This window comes from Kitasatospora sp. NPDC088346 (assembly GCF_044740765.1).
Lineage (GTDB): Bacteria > Actinomycetota > Actinomycetes > Streptomycetales > Streptomycetaceae > Kitasatospora.
The window spans coordinates 1-19,489 of sequence record NZ_JBIURH010000024.1 but is presented as its reverse complement, the minus strand read 5'-3'; the positions used below and the strand labels follow the sequence as shown (position 1 = coordinate 19,489).

The 19,489-nt window shown below is 70.9% G+C and carries 18 protein-coding genes and 2 pseudogenes; 15 read left to right on the top strand and 5 right to left on the bottom strand.

What is annotated here, in order from left to right; genetic code table 11:
• Positions 1-27: 27 nt before the first annotated feature.
• Positions 28-522, bottom strand: a complete 495-nt coding sequence (locus ACIOFR_RS26195; protein WP_401001399.1) for an RrF2 family transcriptional regulator — start codon at positions 520-522, stop codon at positions 28-30.
• A 93-nt stretch (positions 523-615) separates the two neighbouring features.
• Here ACIOFR_RS26195 and ACIOFR_RS26190 point away from each other — a divergent pair, with 93 nt between their 5' ends.
• Positions 616-1,347: an SDR family oxidoreductase gene (locus tag ACIOFR_RS26190; RefSeq protein WP_401001397.1), complete on the top strand. Its 732-nt coding sequence runs from the start codon at positions 616-618 to the stop codon at positions 1,345-1,347.
• 619 nt (positions 1,348-1,966) lie between these two features.
• On the opposite strand, the pseudogene ACIOFR_RS26185 reads toward ACIOFR_RS26190, so the two are convergent.
• Positions 1,967-2,176 (bottom strand): annotated as a pseudogene (locus ACIOFR_RS26185) (IS630 family transposase); the annotation flags it as partial.
• Between the two features lie 345 nt (positions 2,177-2,521).
• Here ACIOFR_RS26185 and ACIOFR_RS26180 point away from each other — a divergent pair.
• The 5 genes from ACIOFR_RS26180 (at position 2,522) to ACIOFR_RS26160 (ending at position 5,477) form a co-directional block, all read left to right on the top strand.
• On the top strand, positions 2,522-3,439 hold the full coding sequence (locus ACIOFR_RS26180) for a hypothetical protein (RefSeq protein ID WP_401001395.1): 918 nt from the start codon (positions 2,522-2,524) through the stop codon (positions 3,437-3,439).
• A gap of 32 nt (positions 3,440-3,471) precedes the next feature.
• Positions 3,472-3,864 carry a peptidase inhibitor family I36 protein gene (locus tag ACIOFR_RS26175; protein WP_401001394.1) on the top strand — a complete coding sequence of 131 codons (393 nt, stop codon included), beginning with the start codon at positions 3,472-3,474 and terminating at the stop codon, positions 3,862-3,864.
• Positions 3,865-3,866: 2 nt separating this feature from the next.
• Positions 3,867-4,280, top strand: coding sequence for a spore-associated protein A (locus ACIOFR_RS26170; protein ID WP_401001393.1), 414 nt, complete (start codon positions 3,867-3,869; stop codon positions 4,278-4,280).
• 37 nt (positions 4,281-4,317) lie between these two features.
• Positions 4,318-4,713 (top strand): peptidase inhibitor family I36 protein, encoded by a 396-nt coding sequence (locus ACIOFR_RS26165; RefSeq protein ID WP_401001391.1) that lies wholly within the window; start codon positions 4,318-4,320, stop codon positions 4,711-4,713.
• A 368-nt stretch (positions 4,714-5,081) separates the two neighbouring features.
• Positions 5,082-5,477 (top strand): hypothetical protein, encoded by a 396-nt coding sequence (locus ACIOFR_RS26160; protein ID WP_401001390.1) that lies wholly within the window; start codon positions 5,082-5,084, stop codon positions 5,475-5,477.
• Between the two features lie 6 nt (positions 5,478-5,483).
• Here the strand turns inward: ACIOFR_RS26160 and ACIOFR_RS26155 are convergent, their stop codons facing one another.
• Complete coding sequence (locus tag ACIOFR_RS26155; protein ID WP_401001388.1) at positions 5,484-6,062, bottom strand: nuclear transport factor 2 family protein; 579 nt, start codon at positions 6,060-6,062, stop codon at positions 5,484-5,486.
• Between the two features lie 109 nt (positions 6,063-6,171).
• On the opposite strand from ACIOFR_RS26155, the gene ACIOFR_RS26150 reads away from it, so the two are divergent.
• Positions 6,172-7,113: a helix-turn-helix domain-containing protein gene (locus ACIOFR_RS26150; RefSeq protein ID WP_401001386.1), complete on the top strand. Its 942-nt coding sequence runs from the start codon at positions 6,172-6,174 to the stop codon at positions 7,111-7,113.
• Positions 7,114-7,241: 128 nt separating this feature from the next.
• Positions 7,242-8,195, top strand: a complete 954-nt coding sequence (locus tag ACIOFR_RS26145; RefSeq protein WP_401001384.1) for an IS481 family transposase — start codon at positions 7,242-7,244, stop codon at positions 8,193-8,195.
• Here ACIOFR_RS26145 and ACIOFR_RS26140 read toward each other — a convergent pair.
• Entirely contained in the window at positions 8,192-8,626 is a 435-nt protein-coding gene (locus ACIOFR_RS26140; RefSeq protein ID WP_401001382.1) for a MarR family winged helix-turn-helix transcriptional regulator, read from the bottom strand. The genes ACIOFR_RS26145 and ACIOFR_RS26140 overlap by 4 nt on opposite strands.
• Before the next feature lie 112 nt (positions 8,627-8,738).
• Between ACIOFR_RS26140 and ACIOFR_RS26135 the strand changes: the two genes are divergently transcribed.
• Entirely contained in the window at positions 8,739-9,530 is a 792-nt protein-coding gene (locus tag ACIOFR_RS26135; RefSeq protein ID WP_401001380.1) for an alpha/beta fold hydrolase, read from the top strand.
• 244 nt (positions 9,531-9,774) lie between these two features.
• On the opposite strand, the pseudogene ACIOFR_RS26130 reads toward ACIOFR_RS26135, so the two are convergent.
• Positions 9,775-10,988, bottom strand: a pseudogene (locus tag ACIOFR_RS26130) (IS701 family transposase).
• Positions 10,989-11,325: 337 nt separating this feature from the next.
• Between ACIOFR_RS26130 and ACIOFR_RS26125 the strand changes: the two are divergent.
• From ACIOFR_RS26125 to ACIOFR_RS26100, 6 genes are all read left to right on the top strand, one after another.
• Positions 11,326-11,568 carry a hypothetical protein gene (locus ACIOFR_RS26125; RefSeq protein ID WP_401001378.1) on the top strand — a complete coding sequence of 81 codons (243 nt, stop codon included), beginning with the start codon at positions 11,326-11,328 and terminating at the stop codon, positions 11,566-11,568.
• 204 nt (positions 11,569-11,772) lie between these two features.
• Positions 11,773-12,225, top strand: coding sequence for a hypothetical protein (locus ACIOFR_RS26120; protein WP_401001377.1), 453 nt, complete (start codon positions 11,773-11,775; stop codon positions 12,223-12,225).
• Between the two features lie 126 nt (positions 12,226-12,351).
• On the top strand, positions 12,352-14,241 hold the full coding sequence (locus ACIOFR_RS26115; protein WP_401001376.1) for a hypothetical protein: 1,890 nt from the start codon (positions 12,352-12,354) through the stop codon (positions 14,239-14,241).
• 305 nt (positions 14,242-14,546) lie between these two features.
• On the top strand, positions 14,547-15,083 hold the full coding sequence (locus tag ACIOFR_RS26110) for a WXG100 family type VII secretion target (RefSeq protein WP_401001375.1): 537 nt from the start codon (positions 14,547-14,549) through the stop codon (positions 15,081-15,083).
• A 2-nt stretch (positions 15,084-15,085) separates the two neighbouring features.
• The gene (locus ACIOFR_RS26105; RefSeq protein ID WP_401001373.1) at positions 15,086-18,568 is read left to right on the top strand and encodes a hypothetical protein; all 3,483 of its coding nucleotides are present in this window, start codon (positions 15,086-15,088) and stop codon (positions 18,566-18,568) included.
• A gap of 625 nt (positions 18,569-19,193) precedes the next feature.
• Positions 19,194-19,385, top strand: a complete 192-nt coding sequence (locus ACIOFR_RS26100) for a hypothetical protein (RefSeq protein WP_401001371.1) — start codon at positions 19,194-19,196, stop codon at positions 19,383-19,385.
• Positions 19,386-19,489 lie beyond the last annotated feature (104 nt).

The window sequence follows — 19,489 nt, the reverse complement described above, 5'->3', positions numbered from 1 at the left end:
GTTCGTCAACAACGGAGGCGAACACGATCAGCGAGGCCGATCGCCCGGGTCCGCGTTCAACCAGGCGCCGATCCTCGGCAGGGCCTGGGGGCCGCTGTCGACCTCCACCGACGCGGCGAGGTCGGCGATCGTGACGGCGGCCAGCGACGCGCGCCACGCCGCGTCGGCCGCTCCCATCGCCCGGGCGATGGGGCATCGCTTCGTGCACTGCTCCGGCGGGGTCCCCAGCGGTCCGCGCTGACGTATCTCGGAGCAGACGAACGCGGGACTCGCCCCGTCGACGGCCTGCACCACGTCCAGCAGGCTGACCTCCTCGGGCTTCCTGGTGAGGACGTAGCCGCCGGTCTTGCCCTGGATCGAGTGCACCAGGCCCGCGCGGGACAGCGCCTGCATCTGCTTGGCCAGATAGCTCGGCGACACGTCGTGCAGCGCGGCCAGCCTGGCCGCCGGCACCGGATCGCCGGCCGCGGTCAGCACCACGCAGCAGTGCAGTGCCCACTCCACGCCACCGGACAGTTTCATGCCGCCTCCAACTCGGATACATGATATCCGAGTATTATCCCGGATATCGGCTATCCGAGATTGTGGGGCTCGACTCACGAGGGAAGGCGCACCATGAAGATCACCGTCATCGGCACCGGACTCATCGGCTCGCAGCTCGCCACCGAGCTCACCGCACGAGGCCACCAGGTGACCGCCGCGTCGCTGTCCTCCGGCGTCGATCTGCTCACCGGAGTCGGCCTCGACACGGTGCTCGCCGGCGCGGAGGCAGTGGTGAACGTGACCAACTCACCCACGTTCGACGCGCAGGCGATCGAGTGCTTCCGAACCACGGTGGGCAACCTCCTCGCCGCAGGCGAGCGGGCCGAGGTACGCCACCAGGTGGTGCTGTCCATCGTCGGCGTGGACCAGGTCGCCGAACTGGACTACTACCGCGGCAAGGCGCTCCAGGAGGAACTGCTGCGCGGCGGTCCGACGCCCTACTCGATCGTGCGCGCCACGCAGTTCTTCGAGTTCATGGAGCCGACCATGTCGTGGACCTCGGACGAGACCGAGGTGCGACTGCCCACGACGTTGCTCCAGCCGATCGCCAGCCATGACATCGTCGACGTCCTCGCAGACGTGGCGACCGGCACTCCGCTCGGCGGGATTCTCGAGATCGCGGGGCCCGACACGTTCACGCTCGACGAGATCGGCCGCATGACGCTGGCCGCGCGGGGTGACCGGCGCCCCGTCGTCGTCGACGACCAGGCAGGCCTGTTCGCCGCCGTCCACGGCGACGTCCTCACCCCGGGCCCCGGCGCCCGCCTGGCACCGACCCGTTACCAGGACTGGCTCAAGGGCTGACCGCGCCCCGCCAGGGGCGCCAGGAAGCGCGCGACACGCCACTGACACTGGTACGCCGGGTCGTTGGGCGAGCCTCGCCTGGCCGCACCAGTTCCAGCGACTCCGCACCCGCTACGAGCGGCACGCCGACCTCCACCAGGACCTCCTCAACGCGCCTGCAGCATCCTCCGGCGCCTGCCGCGCGACACCCCGCCCCGGCGACCGGCCCGGCGCCATCCGGCCCGCCCGACCAGATCCTCCTCGTCGACCGCACCGTGCCGCACCACTGCAGCGCCGGTTGGAAGAGAAGGACGCTCCACACGGTTGGGCTAGTGCCGCATCAAGCAACGTTCGCCCTCTTCTGACGAGTCTGCTGCGCTGTCGGTGGCGGTGGGGAAAGCCGACCGGGGTCACGTTCGCTGGAGTGGCCGTCGATACACCATTCCAGCGGACGTGGCCGTGAGATGCGCAACCGACTCGAGTGTCAGCCACTTTGTGGTGAGCGGAGTCGTCCTTCATAACGCCGACTACCTCCGGCAGGACGAAGTGGTCCTGCAAGCGGACTTCCACTCGGAGTGGTATGTCCGCCCGGTCGAGCCGGGTGCCCAAGGGTGACCTGGCCGATGTCCGCGATGGCGGCTCAGGCGACGTTCGCCCTGTCGACTACTGCTCGTAGGCGCGCGTCGGCGGCGTGTTGTTCCGCCAGATGATGTAGCGGCGGATCCATGCTGCCCTGTTCCTTGTGGTTGCCGCGGTCGGTGCCGTCGAGGGCGAAATAGCGCGGGGCGGTGAACTGGGCCTCAATCCGGTTGAGCCAGGAGCTGGTGGTCGGGGTGTGGGCGATCTCCGGACCGCTTGTCGGCGCTCACACCCCGCGGGGGTCAGCCCGCCCTCGTCCGCATATCTCACACATCACGGCTACAGCCACCGCTCCAGACCCATCAGGAACTTCGCCAAGGTTCACCCTGACGAGCCGAACTCAGTGGAGAACCGGGAGGACTGGTCCTCGGCCTGCCCGACGGTCTGGCCGCGATCGACCTGCGCCGACGGGATGGCCGCACCGCCCGGTGACCCCGGCCGCGGGCGTTACGGGGATGAGACCGACGCGATACCTCCCTCCAGCACGCTGGCATCCAGGCCGAGGGGTTCCCCCACCGGCCGGTCGCCGTCGGACCGGAGGAGGACGCAGGACGAGATGCGGAAGAGTTTCAAACGGCCGTCGGGCGCACGGCTGGTGGGCCTGACCGGGCTCATGTGCCTTGCGCTGGCGGGGTGTTCGTCGGGTGTACAGCCGGTCGGGGGGGCGGTGCAGACGGCGCAGGCGCCGTCTGCGCTCCCGACAGCTGCGGAGCTGCATCTGCCGGTGGAGACCTATCTGTTCTCCGACGCGGACTCGGTGAAGCTGGCCCGGGCCGGGGCCGTGCTGCGCAGGAAGTGCCTGCAGAGGTTCGGCCTCGACCAGGCTGTCACACCCGCCGGCCAACCGACCGGACCCCGCACGTTCATGGAACGTCGGTACGGCGTGACGGACCTGGCCCAGGTGGCGGCTGACGGCTACCACCTCGGTGACCGTGACCCGCGGACCCACCCGGTCGAGAAGCCCACGTTCTCCGCCGAGCAGCAGAAGGCGCTCACCGGGAAGACTGGTGCGGGTGGCGCCGAACTCCGGGTCAACGGTGTACCCGTACCGCCCGGCGGCTGCTACGACGAGGCGAAGAAGGAACTAGCCGGCTCGGGGGCGCTGGGCTCGAGCGACGTGGCCCAGCGCGCTGATTTTGAGACCTTCAAGGCCAGTCTGTCGGTGCCGCAGGTCAAGCGGGCCTTCGACGCCTGGTCCAGCTGCATGACGGGGAAGGGCTACTCCTACCCCAATCCGCTGGATGCGATCAGCGACCGCCGTTTCCAGGGGGATTCGCCCACGCAGCTGGAGCGCGAGGTGGCGACGGCGGACGTGGTCTGCAAGCAGCAGGTGCATCTGGTCGACACCTGGTTCGCGGCCGAGACCTCCTTGCAGAACGAACTGATCGCCCGGCAACAGGCCGACTTCACGGCGGCGCTCAAGGTGAAGGGTGAGCAACTCGCCAAGGCCGATGCCGTGTTGCGCGATCAGTGAAGCAATCTTCCACGATGAGAGGACCGAAAGAAATGAAGCGCACCCTCAAGCTCGCCGCGGCGGCCCTTGGTGCTGCCTTGCTCGTCCCGGCTTTCGCCACTGCTGCGCACGCCGACGCGAGCGACTGTGAAAAGTGGTCCTTCTGTTTCTTCTACAACTCGAACCAGCAGGGCTCCCACGACACTCTGGGAGACAGCGTGCCCAACCTTGCAGGCTACATCTTCACCAGCCCCGGAAACGGTCAGGGCCAGCCCGTCAAGAACAACGCCGCATCTGTCGTGAACAACGGGTGCCCAGCCCACGTGTACTTCAACTCCAACTTCAGCGGCCCGAACGATTTCATCCCCATGTTCGAGTCGGCCAACCTGGAGAACACGTACAACGAGAACGCCTCGCTGTCCTTCACCACGCAGCTCTGCGCCTGACCATGCAGCGCAGCATCAAGCAGACCGTCGGCCGCCTGGGTGTTGCCGTGATCGCCGCCGTCGGTTCGGCGGTCGCCGTGCCCTCGGCGGCTCAGGCAGCCTCCTACAACGGGGTGTGCGGCTCGGGTTACAACGTCATCGACTCGATAGAGCTCGCGGGCGGCACCGCGTTCCTGACGTACAACAGCTCGACGGGTAAGAACTGTGCCGTGACGGTCCGCAATATCCCCGGTGGTCCGGTCTACGTGATCGCCAACATCCGGGTCGCCGTCGAGGGGAGCCCGTGGCAGAAGGACGGCGACTACTACAGCACGTACGCCGGGCCGGTCTACGTGTACGCGCCGGGCCAGTGCATCGACTGGGTGAGCGCGATCGACGAGGACCTGGCGGAGAAGCTCGACTCCCACTGCAGTTGAGTCCCCGCGAATTTCCATGATGAGAGGACCGAAAGAAATGAAGCGCACCCTCAAGCTCGCCGCGGCCGCCCTGGGCGCCGCCCTGCTCGTCCCCGCCTTCGCCACCACCGCGCACGCCGACGCGAGCGACTGTCCGGAGTCGTACTTCTGCCTGTTCTACAACTCGAACGAGCAGGGGTCCCACTTCGTGGTGTCGCAGAGCATCCCCGACCTTGCCGGGTACACCTTCAACAGCCCCGGCAACGGCCAGGGGCAGCACGTCAAGAACAACGCGGCCTCGGCTGTCGACAACACGTGCCTGACGGTCTGGGTGTACTACAACTCCAACTACAGCGGCCCGAGCGACATGTTCAATTACCACGAAGCCGCGAACCTGGACAACACGTACAACGAGAACGCCTCGGTGAAGTACGCCATCCCCTTCTGTGGCTGAGCCCCGCAGCCGAACAGCCGGGCCCCGGTGAGCACTTGTCGCGTACCGGGGCCCGGCTGTTCGTGCTTGCATCCCCTCCGACTCCGGGAGAGGATCGGCCGATGTTCGAGTTGCTTCCCGGAGTCGGGGTTGTCCTGCCCGGTGGTACAGCCACCCTGCGGTTCGGGTCCGGTGGGGGGAGGGTGGCCGAGGTCCTGGCGGGCCTCGGTGGTGTCCGGGCGGTGGAGGGCGATGCCGGGGGCTGCGCTGTCCGCTGGGGTGACGTCGAAGTGACCGTGCGCGTGGAGCAGGTGGGCAGGGAACTGGCAGTCCGCTCTGTCGAGTTGAGTCGTGGCAGGTCGGCGTCGGGGAGCCCGGGTGGGACGCCGGTGGTGCTCGGGGACATCGACCTGTTCGGCTACCCGGGGGTCGAGGTGCTGGAGGCCCTCGGTGATCGGCTGCCGCCGGAGTTGGAGGTCCGGCCGGTCGACGGGCCCGTCTACCTGACGAGCGTCACCCTGCACGCCACCGCTCCGCGCCCGCCGGTAGGCCGCCGGGCGCGGGAAGCGGCAGCGGCGGAGGAGACCGAGCGTGCCCTGGCCGAACTCGAACCGCTGTGGACCACGGAACGCGACCGGTGGCAGCTGCTGGAGGCCGGCGGCGGCTATCTGCCCTGCCGCCGGGACGATCCACGAACCGTGCTGATGATCTGCCACGAGGCGGTGGCCCGTCGGGTCACCGCCGCCATGCTCGCGGCCGGGGTGGAGGTCGTCCCGGCGCCGTAGGTGTGGTCAGGGCCGCCGGGCACGGGAGTGATCCGTGCCCGGCGGGTGATGCTGAACGGAAAATCGAACCTCAGCTGGGCAGGCGGCAGCGTCCGGTGTGCCGTGCCCGGCAACGTTCGCCTCGTCCCGTAACTGTCCTGGTCGGGCGACTGGTTCTGTTGTGGTCCGGTCAGAGGGGCGGAATCTGCTCGGGTACGAGTCCGGCCTGGCGGAGAAGTCCGTAAAGGTCGGTCTCGCCCCAGAACTCGACGATCCGTCCGTCTCGGAGCCGGTGGACTTGATGCCCGTCATCGTGAGATCCCGGCCGCTGCGGTCGTGGGTGTAGGTGAGGGTGAACGCCACGGTGACCCGGTCGCCGGCCGCGAAAAGGTCATCCACTTGGACGCGGCGGTTGGACAGCCCTGGAGTCAGCACCGCCCCCTCGGGGTAGTGCCGCCCCTGGCCGTGAAGACCCGCGCCATGAACGAGGACGTCCTCGGCAACGAGCTCTTCGAGCGCGGCGACCTCCTTCGTCTCGAAGACCCGAAGGTAGCGGCGGACGACTTCGGCGTTGCTGTTGCTGATGTCTTCGGCTGAGTCGGACATGGAAGGACCGTATCCATCGGCCGATCGGACTCGCCAGGGCACATCCCCGGACGGCCCCGCTCGTCGATGCCGCGCGGGACCCATCCGGTGGAGCATTCAGAATGACCCTGTGGCTGCGAAAGTGAGGGTCCGTGAGATCGACGACGACGAGGGAGGCCGGCTACTGCGGATCATCCGCAGGGGCACCGGCTCGGTGGTGACCTGGCGGCGGGCCCAGATGGTGCTGCTGTCCGCGCAGGGCCTGCCGGTGGTGAAAATCGCAGAGGTGACGTTCACCAGCCCGGACCGGGTCCGGGACGTGATCCACAACTTCAACGCCGACGGCTTCGACTCGCTCTACCCGAAGTACCGGGGCGGACGGCCCAGGACCTTCACCCTGCCCGAACGCCGGGAGATCAAGAAGATCGCCAAGTCCAAGCCGGCTGAGCACGGCCTGCCGTTCTCGACCTGGAGCCTGACCAAGCTGGCCGACTTCCTGGTCGCCGAGGGGGTGGTCGACGACTTCAGCCACGAGGGCCTTCGCATCCTGCTCCGCGAGGAAGGCGTCTCCTTTCAACGCGTGAAGACCTGGAAGGCTTCCAGCGATCCCGACTACGCGGCCAAGAAGGCGAGGGTCGAGCACCTCTACGCGATCGCCGACGGCGAGGTCATACCCGAGGAAGGCGAGCCCGAAGTCGTCTTCTGCATAGACGAGTTCGGGCCGCTTAACCTCCAGCCCCACCCCGGGAAGCAGTGGGCCGAGCGCGGCGGCCGGCACAAGGACCCCGACCGCGAGCCGAGGCCCCGCCGCCGGGCGACCTATACCCGCCCACACGGGGTCCGGCATCTGTTCGCCGCCCGTGGAGAGATCGCCTACACCCCGACCAACAGCTCGTGGCTGAACCGGATCGAGGCCCAGTTCACCGCCCTGCGCTACTTCGCCTTCGACGGCACCGATCACGCCAGCCACGAGGAGCAGGGCAGCATGATCCGCCGCTACATCATCTGGCGAAACAAGCATGCCGGCGACGAACGCCTCCGTGACGTGGTCAACAGGGCGAACGTTGCCTGATGCGGCCCTAGGTGTACTGACCACGGAGGTTGGTGACAGGGCTCACGGCGTGGTGATCTTGAAATGAGTGAGGGCCTTCTGGCTCGGTGTGGATTGCGACATCTGCACCGGCACCCAGAAAGGCCCTCATGCCACACCGTAACGCACCGCTGGCCGAGACCGGACGCCTGCGCCTGGCCCGCTGCGTGGTCGAGGACGGCTGGCCGCTGCGGCGGGCCGCCGAACGCTTCCAGGTCTCGCCGACCACGGCCAGGCGCTGGGCCGACCGCTACCGCACGCTGGGCGAAGCGGGCATGAGCGACCGCTCCAGCCGCCCGCACCACAGCCCGCGCCGGACCCCGACCCGCACCGAGCGGCGGATCATCAAGGTCCGCGTCCTGCGGCGGTGGGGGCCGGCCCGCATCGCCTATCTGCTCGGACTCAACCCGGCCACCGTCCACCGCGTCCTGACCCGCTACCGCCTCGCCCGCCTCGCGCACCTCGACCGGGCCACCGGACGCGTCGTCCGACGCTACGAGCACTCCACGCCGGGCGAGTTGGTCCACATCGACATCAAGAAGCTCGGCAACATCCCCGCCGGCGGCGGTCACCAGGCCCTCGGACGCCAGGCCGGCCGCAGGAACCGCTCGGGGGCCGGCTACAGCTACCTGCACAACGCCGTGGACGACCACTCCCGCCTGGCCTACAGCGAGATCCTGGCCGACGAGCGCAAGGAGACCGCGACCGCGTTCTGGGCCCGGGCGAACGAGTTCTTCGCCCGGGCCGGGATCACCGTGCAGCGCGTGCTGACCGACAACGGCGCCTGCTACAAGTCACACGCCTGGCGTGATGCCCTCGCGGCCGAGGGCATCACGCACAAGCGAACCCGGCCGTACCGACCGCAGACTAACGGCAAGGTCGAACGCTTCAACCGCACCCTGCTCGACGAATGGGCCTACGCACAGCCCTACCGCACCGAACAGGAACGCCGCGACGCCTACCCCGCCTGGCTCCACACCTACAATCACCACCGCGGACACACCGCACTCGCAGGCAAGCCACCTGCCAGCCGCGTTCCCAACCTCATGGGTCAGAACAACTAGGGCGCGAGAGCCAGTTGACTCGATGCGCGGGCCAGCAGGTCGATCAGCAGAGCGCGTTCCTCGGGGCTGAAGCCGTCAGCGATCCGTCGCTCGATGGCGACGGCCTGCGTGTCGGCCTGCGCGAGCAGTCGGCGTCCGTCGTCGGTGAGGCGCACCTCGGCCACTTTGCGATGCCAGGGATGCGGCTGGCGGGTGATCAGCCCCTTCGCCTCCAGGTTGGTGAGCACCGTGGCGACGGTCTGCGGGGTGACCAGGCAGGCGCGGGCGAGCGCGGCGGCGGAGAGTCCCGGCTGGGCGTCGAGCGTGTACAGCGCGGCGTACTGCGGAACCGTCAGCCCGAGCGGCCGGAGCGCGGCGTGCTTGGCCGCCATCAGCTCCTGCTCCACCCGCTTGATGTGCAGCCCGAGGCGTTCCGTCACCGGCATCTCCATGAGGCCGATCGTACGCCACTGGCTCGAACCCTGGCTTATGCCAGAGCTCTGTCACATGCCAGAGCTCTGCTATCTTTGCCTCTCGCTCAGCACTCACTCATGGAGGCACCCCTTGGCCAACCGGGAACCGCTTGATCACGTCGTCGCCGGGGCCGGCCCGGGTCTGGTCCTGATCCACGGCACTGGCGCTGACGCGACCTCGAACTGGGGAGCTCTCATCGACGCGATGCGTGACCGGTACACCGTCGTTGCCCCGAACCTGCCCGGCGCCGGCGCCACCCCTGTCGACCCGGCACCGATCGACCTGGACTCACTCGCCGACCGGGTCGTCTCCACCGCCCGGACCGCTGGACTGGAACGGTTTCACCTGGTCGGCCACTCGGTGGGCGCCGCCGTCGCCACGGCCGTGGCCGCCCGGCACCCCGCGGCCGTGACCTCGCTCGTCCTGCACGCCGGATGGGTCAGAACGACCCCGCGCGAGGCGTTCATGTTCGACCTGTGGGCGCGCCTGCTGCGTACCGACCCAGCCCTGCTGGCCCGCCAGTTGATCCTCACCGCGATGGGGCCCGGCCTCCTCGGCCCCCTCGACGACGCGCAGTTCGCCGAACTGGCCGAGGGTTTTGCGGCCATGCTCGATGAGCGAATCCTCGGGCAGATAGAACTCGACACCCGAATCGACCTATGCGACGCGGTGGGCCGGATCACCGCACCCACGCTCGTGCTGGCGAGCGCCGACGATCAGATCATCCCGCCCCACCACCAGCGCGAACTGGCCGCCGCGATCCACCAGGCCGATTACCTCCAGGTCCCCGGCGGCCACGGTCTGCCGTTCGAGGACCCTGTGCGGTTCTTCTCGATCATCGCCGAGCACGTGGACCGGCGTCAGGCGCAGGGCCAGGGCTGAGGCCACCTGGCCAGAGTGTTCCGGCTGCGGCCTAGTACTCCAGCAGCGGTTCGCTATTTGGGCTGGTCAGAGGCCGTGTTTTGAGTCTAATGGGCTGACGCTGCGCCAGCGGCGGGTTCGGGGCGGAGACCATCCAGCAGGGTGGTGCGGCGTCGATAGTGGCAGCGTCGGGCAACGGTCTGGCGTCTACGCCGCCAGAGAGACCAGGCCAGAGCGAGGTCCAGCACACTTCGGTGAACGCACGTCACTGAGTGGACAGTTGCCATGAGCCGGCGGATCTCTGCCACGGTGAGGGGCGCCAGGTCGCGGGAACCGTTTCTGCTGCCCCCCTTGCAGCGGCGTCGGCGGTCATCGCGGCGAGGAAGGCATGGGCGAGCATGGCCAGGCTGATGTGCCGGTACCAGCCTGGATAGCGTCGGACCTCGTACTGGTCCAGGCCGCACTCGTTCTTCGCGGCCTGGAAACACTCCTCGATCGCCCAGCGGGAGCCGGCAACGCGGACCAGGTCGGCGACGTCCGCGCCGATCGGGGCGTGGGCGAGGTAGTAGGCGAGCTCGTCGGGTCGGCTGATGCTGCGGCGGGCCAGGACCCAGCGGCGGTGGGTAGGCTCGTCGCCATCGAGGTAGGGGTTCCCGGGCAGCTGGGCGGCGGCCCAGTCGTAGATCCGTGGCCCCTTGGCACCGTTGCCGCAGGACAGCCGCTGCCAAGCGTCGTCGGGTGCCTCGGCAATCAGCTGGTCGATGCGCCAGATCCCGGCGAGGGACTTGACCTATTGGGATTTGGGAACGCCAAGACGTAGCCGACGCCGGCCTCCTCGATCATCCGGCGGAACTTCCACTCGAGGCCGTAAGCCGAGTCCGCGGTCACCCAGGCGATGGGCAGCGGAGAGACCAGGGCACGCAGGATCATGGTCCGGGCCAGTTCGGTCTTCGTCGCGAACACCCGGTCCTCGGGGATCCGGGCCGCCTGGCACCGTTGCGGATCGTCCGTCCAGGACTTGGGTAGATAGAGTTCCCGGTCGACCAGGGCCCGGCCCTTGGCGGAGGCGTAGGCGGCGAACACTCCGATCTGGCAGTTCTCGGTGCGGCCCGCGGTGCCGGAGTACTGGCGTTGCACGCCGGCCGATGTGGTGCCCTTCTTGATGAATCCGGTGTCGTCGATGATCAGCATGCCGCCGTCGCAGCCAAGGCGCTCGGCGACGTATTCCTGCAGGTCATCGCGGATGTCTTCCGGGTCCCAGCGGCATGAGGCGAGTAGTCGCTGCAGTCCGTCTGCTGTCGCGTGACCCGCGTACTCGGCGAGCTGCCAGCCGTTCTTCCTGCCGACCGGCCCCAGCAGGCCACGAACGTAGTCCCGCATCCTCCGGCGAGGCTCGGCCCGCGCGAACCTGCCACCGACCCGCAGGAACAACTCTTCGAGCTCCGCCTGCCACTGCCCAGAAACAAGATCCCCGATCACCCGGGGAGGCTGCCCAGAGGCACAGAGTCAGCCTCATAAACCACCCTGCTGGATGGTCTCCGCCCCGAACCCGCCCCTGGCGCAGCGTCAGCCCATTAGACTCAAAACACGGCCTCTGACCAGCCCAAATAGCGAACCGCTGCTGGAGTTCTAGGAGCGCGCCGCCAGCTGTCCGGGGGAGTGCTCGTGACACGCGCTGGCCACGGGCATCCGCGGTCGGTACTCCAGTACGTGCCGCGTGGGGTCTGGTCGGCGGTGGGTCAGCACCGCGACCTCCCAGCCGAGCTGGTCAGGTTTCACACCCGCACCGTGCAGTCGCCGTCGCCGGCCAGGAGCTGTGCGACGTGACCGCGGTGCACCTGCCGGCCCTGGCCGAGGACGGCACCCGGTCCGCACCGGCCTCGGCGCGCAGCTGGTCGGGGCCGTCGAGCAGGCCGGACGGGAGCGGGGCACGACGGAGCTGGTGCTTCGCGCCCGGGTCAGGTCGCTGGGCTCCTACGAGCGGCTCGGCCACAGCGCCGAGGGCCCCGAGGACCTCAACGTGGGTGTCCCGCCCGGGTGGATGACGCGGGCGCGGTAGCCCTGTCCGCCCATGCCACTCCATGTGTGCCGGTGGGAGGGGCTGGGTACGGTCGCGCCGGGGCGGTGCCCCGCTCGGTTGTGACCGTGCTTCGGCCGGCGCGAAACTTACCATCTGCTTATGGATCCATTACCTGTATGAGGGATCGTCGGCCACCAGGGTCAACGGGGAAACGGTCCAGCCAGGTTGGTGAGCGTGAGTCAGATGAGCAGCGGGGGGTTCAGGATCGACCTCCAGGAGGTCGAGGCGGCCGCGAGGAAGATCCTGACCCTGGTCGCGGAACTCGTACCGCACACCGCCGAGGTGGAGGCCGCGGTGCAGGGGGTCTCCCGGGCCGAGTACGGCACCGATCCGGTGGGTGCGGCCCTGCTGGGCGGCGGGTCGGGGGTCGGTGGCCTGGTCGAGCACCAGAAGCAGGCCGTCGAGGGCATCCGCAGGTACCTCCAGAACTCCGCCGCGATGGCGGACAGCCTGCTCCTGATGTGCCGCCACTACCGCGAGGCCGACGACGGCCATGCCGCCGAGCTGCTGGGCATCCTCGGCGAGGCCGGCGGGCAGGCGGCCGGTGGGCAGGCCCCGGGTGTTCGGGCCCCAGGTGTTCAGGCCCTGCCGCTCGCGAGGCCCGCGCCGCCGGTGCGGGGGAATCCGGCCGCCTAGCCCGGTCGGGTCGCCGACCGGCAGGCCCGCCTCTGCCCACCGCTGGCAGCTGGAGGCCTGCCTGCCGTGTGTCTGCTTGTACCTCCACGACCGGACATCCCGGTTCGTCCCAGAAAGTGACCAGTGATGATCGAGCTGCCTGCCGACCTGGCCGAGGTGCTCAAGACCGTCCAGAGCAGCCCCAACGGGTCGGGCATCGCCTTCCCGGACGCCGACGAGGGCCGACTCGCCGAACTCGCCGCGGCCTGGGAGGCGTGGAACACCGCGGCCGACCCCCGGGTGCGGAGCATCGTGGCGAGCGCGCAGCAGGCGTTGGCCCACATGTCCGGGGAGGCTGCCGACAACTTCCAGCAGTACCTGGAGAAGTACGCCGGCCGCGACAACGCCCACGCCGTCACCACGCTGGAGACCGGACTGGCCATGGCTCGGTGCCTGCGCGGCGCGTCGGACTCCGTCACCCGGGCGAAGACGGCGATGGTGCAGCAGCTCAGGTCCACCAAGGAGTACCTGGACGCCGGCCTGCCCGGTGCCCTGCCCGAGGTCGCGGGCCAGTCAGAGGGCGTCCGGAAGGCCGCCGAGTCGTGCAAGGAGTTCGCCGGACAGGTCGGCGCCGACGTCGACTCGATGCTCCGTCAGAGCGCGGGCCAGGTCGAGCGCATGACGGGTGCCGGCCAGGCCTGCCTGCTCGGTGGGGTGGGCACGGCCTACTCGGCGACGGCTGCCGCCGGTGTGGACGGCCCGGCTGACGGCGCCGCGGGCGGGGCCTCGGCCGCCGCGGCCCGGCCGGTGCTCGCCGGGCTGGGCGGGCCCGCCACGCTGCGGTCCGAGTTCGCCTCGGCGGAGGTGCCGGGGGCCGCCGCCTGCCGGCCGGGGGCCGGCGCCCCGCCCGGCCTGAACCTGGCGGGCTTCACCGGCGCCGACGCGGGTACCGGCGCGCAGAGCGGGCCGTCCTCCGGCGGCGTCGGCGACCCGGCTGCTGCGGCGGGCTCGTCCTCGGGATCGCTCGGTGCGGCCGGTGCGGGTGGCGCCGGTGGCCGCCTGGCTGCCGGCGGAGGGTTGTCGGGCCGGGCGCGGGCGGGGTCCACGCCGTCCGTCGCAGGCGCGAGCCTCGGTATGCGGTCCGGTACGGCGGCGGGGGCCGCGGGGGCGGCGGGCCGGGCGGGAACGGTCGGGCAGGCCGCACCCGGCATGACGCGGCAGACGCCGGCCTCCGGTACAGCCGGTACCGGCGCGAGGGCGGGCGCGGGCGCTGCCGCCGCAGGAGCGAGCGCCGGGCGGGGGCCCGGCATGGGCGGCATGCACGGCATGGGCCATGGCGGGGGCAGGAAGGGACCACACGGCAGGCCCAGGGCAGGCCTCGTCGTCGAGCAGGTGGCGGAGGACGAAGCACTCGCCGACTCCGGGGTGCACGGCCGGGCCACCGAGGCCCAGCCCGGCGACCGGCAGACACAGCGGGCGCGCCAGCGCTGGCTGGACGATGCCCGGACCGGGACGGTCGAACAGCGCCGGGCGGGTGCCCCGCCGGCCGCGGCCGCGAGGGAGGAGCGCCCGCCGGCACCCGCGGGCGATTTCCTCACTCAGCTGACCGGCGTGGTGCTGGGGCCCAAGGCCGGGAACGGGGGCCAGCCAGGAGCGGGGACGGCGACCGGCATGAGCGGTGCGGGTGCAGGTGCGGGTGCCGGTGCCGGCGTCGGGCAGCCGGAGGGCCGCCCGTCCGCCGAGGCCCCGTACCCGGAGCAGATCGGCGCGGCGGCCGCGCGCCGCCAGGGCGCTCCCGGCCAGGGCGCCCCGGGCATCGGAGCGGGGGCCCCGAACGGAGCGGACACCGGCGGGAAGCCCGCGCAGCGTTGGGAGGAGGGGGGCTATCAGGTGCCGAGCCCTCAGCTGCGCGCTGCCCTGGCGAAGCTGGCGGCCGCGGGGGAGCTCGACAGGGCCCGCTCCCGCCAAGGCGGCCCCGAGGCCGTCCGTGCCGGAGGAGAGCCCCCGGCCGTGACCGGACGCGGGGAGAACGTGTAACGCGTGCTGTCGGCCCGTCGGCCGCCGCGCGCAGCAACATTCGCTCGCCGGTCGCCCGACCGGCGAGCGGCACAAGTCGGGGAGAAGGCGTCATGGAAGATCTGTTTCGTACGAAGGTGCATGGACCAGGCGAGGTGCGGACACCAACTCCGTTTCCTGCGAAGGGGCTTGAGACGGCGACGATGGCGACGGGTTCGCCGGACGGTGGGATGGCGACGGAGGTCGTGAGCCGGGCGGGTGTGGGGACCCGTCCGCAGAGTGCGCCGGGTGTTGGGACGGCTGTTCTCGGGACCGGTTCGGCGGCGATGGGGACGGCAACCCTCACGGCCGGCACGGCGGCTCCGGCGGCGTCCGCTGCTCCCGCCGCCGCTGCGAAGGCCAACGCCGGGACGGGTTTCGAGGTCACCCCCGAGCAGTACCGGACGGCGGTCTCCCCGATGCTCGCCGCCACGGACCGGGTCTCCGCGGCGTACCTCGCCCTGGACGGCTACTTGACCAGCATGAACGCCACCGACCCCTGGGGCAACGACCACGCGGGGCACCAGTTCGCCGAGGGCGAGAAGGGCTACCTCGCGTACAGCGCCGGCACGCTCAAGGGCCTCAAGGGCCTCCCGGCCGCGCTGCACCGAATCGCGGACGGCCTGAAGCTGATGGCACAGAACTACGAGACCACCGAGCAGCGGGTCGTCGGCGGCCTCGACGGCAGCAAGCAGGAGCTCGACGCCTACCGCCCGATGAACCCGCTCCCGGCGGCCGCGCTGCCGCAGGCACCCGCACCCGTGGCGCCGACCCTGCCCGCCCCCCACGTCGGCCCGATGGTGTACACCGGCGGGAGGCGCTGACCATGGCTACCGAGCTCCCCGAGCCCCTCCAGTGGGTCCTGCTGCTGCTGTCCGGCACCCGCTGGCCCGAGGCCGACGAGGACAGTCTGCGAGGTATGGCCGAGCACTGGCGCACCATGGCCGAGACCCTCAACGAGGTCGAGGAGTCGGCCGACGCCGCCGTCAAGCGCGCACTGACCGGTCAGGTCGGCGTGGCGGCCACCGGACTGTCCCAGTACTGGGACCAGTTCACCGTCGGCAAGGGCGAGGCCCAGCCCGGCGTCTTCCCCGGCCTGGCCAAGGCCTGCGAGGGCATGGGCGAGATGTTGGAGTCGATGGCCAACTCCGCCGAGACGGCGAAGATTCAGATCATCGCCCAGCTGGGCATTCTCGCGGTCGAGATCGCCACGGCCGAGGTGGAGGCGCCGTTCACCGCAGGCCTGTCGCTGGCCCAGATCCCGGTCATGGTCGGCGTCAGCCGCACCGTCGTCCAGCAGATCCTGAAGAAGCTGGCCACGGAGGCGATGAAGTTCGCCGCCAAGCAGGCCGTCCAGATGGCCGCCATCAACCTGCTCGCGCAGAGCATCCAGGTCCTGGAGGGGCACCGCAAGGGCCTCGACATGAAGGAGCTCGGCCAGAACGCGGTCGGCGGCGCCGTGGCGGGAGCCTCCGGCAACCTGCTGGGCAAGGGCATCGGCGCGGCCGGTTCCAAGCTGGGCGTAGGCAAGGCGCTGGGGACCGTCCCGGGCAGGATGGCGACCGGCGCGGCGGTCGGCGTGGGCGCGGACGTCGTCACCCAGGCCGTCACCACCGGGACGGTGGACAGCCACAGCCTGCTCGGCTCCGGTCTCAGTGGGGCCAGCGCCGCCGGCCTGCATGCTGCGGGCGCCGCGGTCAACGAGCACTTCAAGGCCCCCGTGACGGAGGTCCCACACGGCGGGGTCCCGGGTGCAGGGGGTCCGGAGCCGGCCGCGGGCGCGCACGGTCCGGAGCAGTCGCCGTCGGCGGCCTCGGGCAACCCGGCCGGGACGGAGGGCGGTACGGGCACGGGTGGCAGCCGCGGCATGCCTGCGGCGTCCGAACACGCGGCCGGGGCGGAGGCGCACCCGGCGGCCGAGCACGGTGCACCGGCGGGCGGTACGCACGACGGCGTGCCCGCGGGCGGCCAGCACCCGGCGGCCGGCTCGGAGGCGAGCCCTGCCGGTGCGGGTGGTACGCACGGACCGGCGACGGAGCCGGCCGGCGGTGCGGCGCAGCACGCGGCCGACGGCAGCGGTGCCGCGCAGTCGCAGGGCCAGTCCCACCCGGCGGCTCCGCCGTCGGAGCACGGCGGTGCGGGCGGTGGCTCGCCCGTGTCTGCCGCCCACGGGAGTGAGGGCGGGTCGCCCATGCACGGTCCCTCCGCCCCGGCGGAGGGCGGCGCACCTTCCGCCCATGGCGAGGCCTCGCCCGCCCACGGCGGCGGCACGCACACGCCGATGACGGAGGGGACGGCGCCGGCGGCGGCCGGATCGCACGCGCCCGGGTCCGAGGCGACGCCTGCTCAGCACGTCGGCCCCGCTTCGGCGCACGAGGCGGCGCCGGCCGCGGTCCCCCACGAGAGCTCCGTGGCGCCCGTACTGAGCCACTCCTCTTCGCTGCCGCTCCACGAGGCCGCGCCGGCCGGCGCGCAGGCAGCGCACGAGACGCCCGTCCCGGCGGGCGGCGGCCGCCTCGGCGCGGATCTGCCGCAGGTGCATCTGCCGCAGACGGAGGCCGCGTCGGTGCATCCGGTGGCTGAGGTTGGTCCGCGGGTGCAGCATGTGGCGGATCTGCCGCAGGTGCATGTGCCGGTGGAGACCGGGCCGGTGCGTCCGGTGGTCGAGGTTGGTCCGCGGGTGCAGCATGTGGCGGATCTGCCGCAGGTGCATGTGCCCCAGACGGAGGTCGCGGCCCTTGCTGCTCCGGAGGCGCCGGTCCGTCCGGTCGGGTCCGGGGCCGACGAGATCCGGCTCGCGAGCCCGGCCGAGGGCCCGTCCTCCGGTGCCGGCCGGCCGGTGAGTGCCATGCCGGAGATTCACCCGACGCCGGTCCTGAACAGCAGTGCCACCGCGCCTGCCCCGGGTACGGCGGCCTCGTCGTCCGCACGTCCCACCGTGCAGCCGGGCCATCCGGGCGTTCATGTCCCGGCGGACTTCCGGACGGGCCCCGTCCGCCCGGAGGCGCCGCACGCCGTGCGGAGCCGCGTCGAGTCGTCCCCCGCCCGGGTGGAGGGCGGCCCGGGGCGGCCGGGCACCGGCCGGCAGGCCCGCCCCCTGCACGAGCATCCTGCCGGGCCCTCGCTCGTCTTCCCGTATCAGAAGTCCGCGCTGCAGAAGGTGCTCTACAAGGCGGAGAAGCTGCTGGTGCCTGGCACTCCCAACAACCTGTCCGCGCTGCTTCCGGGCCTGCCGCACAGCAGCCCCGGGGGGAAGCACCTGCACCCGGTGACCGGCAAGGGGGATCCTCTTGAGGGCACCCACCTGAACAAGCGCACCAAGACGTTCAAGACCAACCTCGACCCGATCACCTTCAGCGACCTTGCGTCGCCGGTCAGGAAGAACCTCCTGAAGACGACCGAGGAGGCCATCAAGACCCTGCCGTCCTACAAGTTCGAGCTCTCGGGACACGAACGGATCGAATTGGTGGCGCGCCAGGACTACCGGACCGCCGACTACTGGAACGGACAGGACGCCCGCCGCGCGCAGCTCGACGAGATGGTGGCGGCCAACGGGGAGCGGCAGCCGGCCGGCCTGCCTCACGAGGCCCTGGCCAACGTCGACAGGGTGCTGGGAGACGCCCACGACGCCATTTCCGGCGCCCGCGCCGTCCTTGGGGAGCACGACGGTTTCGTTCTGGGGGAGGGCCACTCCGCTTCTCGGACCTGGCCGTTCCTCAAGGACAACATGGCGGCTCTGCACGAGGCGGGTGTCAGCACCGTCTACCTGGAGGCGCTGCGCGGTGACAGCTTCCAGCCGCTCATGGAGGAGTTCCTGCGCTCCCCGCAGGACAAGCCGATGCCGCCGGAGCTCAAGTTGATGATCGAGCGGTACGACCGGAGCTGGAACTCCCTGGAGGGCAACGATCTGCACGCCATGGTGCAGGAGGCCAAGGTGCAGGGAGTGCGGGTCCAGTTCGTGGACGGACTTCCGACGACCGGTAACCCGCCGGGACCCTGGGGCGTCTTCCAGCGCGCGGGGCGTTTCAACACCTATGCGGCCGATGCCATTGCGGGGGATGTCGAACGAGCGGGGAAGTACGTGCTGGTCGTCGGTAAGGCGCACGTCCACCCGCACGACGTGCCGACGGCGCCGCTGCCCGACGGGATGGCCCCCACCACGCACGCGGCGCCCGGGCTCTCCCAGCTGCTGGATGTGCCGGGGCTGGAGCTGGGGCCGCGGCGGACCGCCGGCGAGAGCGGTGGTCAGGGTGCGGATGTGATCGTTGCCGAGTCCGGTCCGGAGGTGCTGAGCCGCATCGTGCCGTAGGGCCGTGCCGGGCGCCGGCCCCGGCGCCCGGCGAGGCCTTCCCCCGCGGCCCGCACCCGCACCCGCGCCTTCGCCCCGCCCGTGGGCGTCGTACCGCGGGGCGCCCCGGGCCGCCGCCCGACAGCAGGCAGAGCGCCGTATCCCGTGCCGGGCCGCGGAGCCGGGCCCGAAGGCGCCTCCGTGCCATGAAAGGCCAGCAGCGTACTGGCGCAAAGCGATGCCCACCACGCCGTGTGCTGCGACCGGTTCGAACAGCGGACGCCCGGTCAGTTTCGCTCGACTCCGTGGAGTTGACGCTCACCGACACCACAACTGCGCGGTGGCCGGCGAACCTGCCGCCCTGCCTCCGTGGTCAAGGTGGTCCGGGTCACGGGTCTGTTCCGGAGGTCGGCGTCGGCGTCGGCGGTGCGCGTCGGGCGGCGTGATCCGGTGTCCGGGCAGGTCAGCGGCGGGGTGTGGCCCGGTACGGCGGGGGCGACGCGGGTGATTTCGGGCCGTACATGTCACAGCATTGTCCTGGAGGCGGCCCGGGCGGAACGGTTCGTCCGGGTGGGCGGTCCTGGTCTTCGGAAACCCGCTCGCACCCGAGCACCAGGCATCGCCACCCCACCCGGAGGAAAACACCATGCGCGTGCGCCCGCTCGCCTTCGCCGCCCTGGCCGTCGTCGCCGCCCTCTCGCTCACCGCCTGCCAGGACGACGAGACGGGCACCGCACAGGGCGCCCCGTCCGCGTCCACCGGTACCACTCCCGGCGGAGGTCCGGCCTCCGGCGGTCCGGCCTCCGGCGGTCCGGCCTCCTGCCTGCGTTCCGCGTAATTCAGGGGCTCTGGAGTCCCTGCCGGGTTGAAGGTGCAGGTCAGCTGGGTGGGGGCTGGTGACGCGGTCGGATTCGCCTAGAGACGCGATTTTGCGGATTTGCC

Coding starts and splice junctions, on each gene's coding strand:
- ACIOFR_RS26195 (WP_401001399.1), bottom strand. CDS start 522: ATGAAACTGTCCGGTGGCGTGGAGTGGGCACTGCACTGCTGCGTGGTG.
- ACIOFR_RS26110 (WP_401001375.1), top strand. CDS start 14,547: ATGGGGACGGCAACCCTCACGGCCGGCACGGCGGCTCCGGCGGCGTCC.
- ACIOFR_RS26170 (WP_401001393.1), top strand. CDS start 3,867: ATGCAGCGCAGCATCAAGCAGACCGTCGGCCGCCTGGGTGTTGCCGTG.
- ACIOFR_RS26180 (WP_401001395.1), top strand. CDS start 2,522: ATGCGGAAGAGTTTCAAACGGCCGTCGGGCGCACGGCTGGTGGGCCTG.
- ACIOFR_RS26145 (WP_401001384.1), top strand. CDS start 7,242: ATGCCACACCGTAACGCACCGCTGGCCGAGACCGGACGCCTGCGCCTG.
- ACIOFR_RS26100 (WP_401001371.1), top strand. CDS start 19,194: ATGCGCGTGCGCCCGCTCGCCTTCGCCGCCCTGGCCGTCGTCGCCGCC.
- ACIOFR_RS26120 (WP_401001377.1), top strand. CDS start 11,773: ATGAGCAGCGGGGGGTTCAGGATCGACCTCCAGGAGGTCGAGGCGGCC.
- ACIOFR_RS26155 (WP_401001388.1), bottom strand. CDS start 6,062: ATGTCCGACTCAGCCGAAGACATCAGCAACAGCAACGCCGAAGTCGTC.
- ACIOFR_RS26190 (WP_401001397.1), top strand. CDS start 616: ATGAAGATCACCGTCATCGGCACCGGACTCATCGGCTCGCAGCTCGCC.
- ACIOFR_RS26175 (WP_401001394.1), top strand. CDS start 3,472: ATGAAGCGCACCCTCAAGCTCGCCGCGGCGGCCCTTGGTGCTGCCTTG.
- ACIOFR_RS26165 (WP_401001391.1), top strand. CDS start 4,318: ATGAAGCGCACCCTCAAGCTCGCCGCGGCCGCCCTGGGCGCCGCCCTG.
- ACIOFR_RS26140 (WP_401001382.1), bottom strand. CDS start 8,626: ATGGAGATGCCGGTGACGGAACGCCTCGGGCTGCACATCAAGCGGGTG.
- ACIOFR_RS26105 (WP_401001373.1), top strand. CDS start 15,086: ATGGCTACCGAGCTCCCCGAGCCCCTCCAGTGGGTCCTGCTGCTGCTG.
- ACIOFR_RS26115 (WP_401001376.1), top strand. CDS start 12,352: ATGATCGAGCTGCCTGCCGACCTGGCCGAGGTGCTCAAGACCGTCCAG.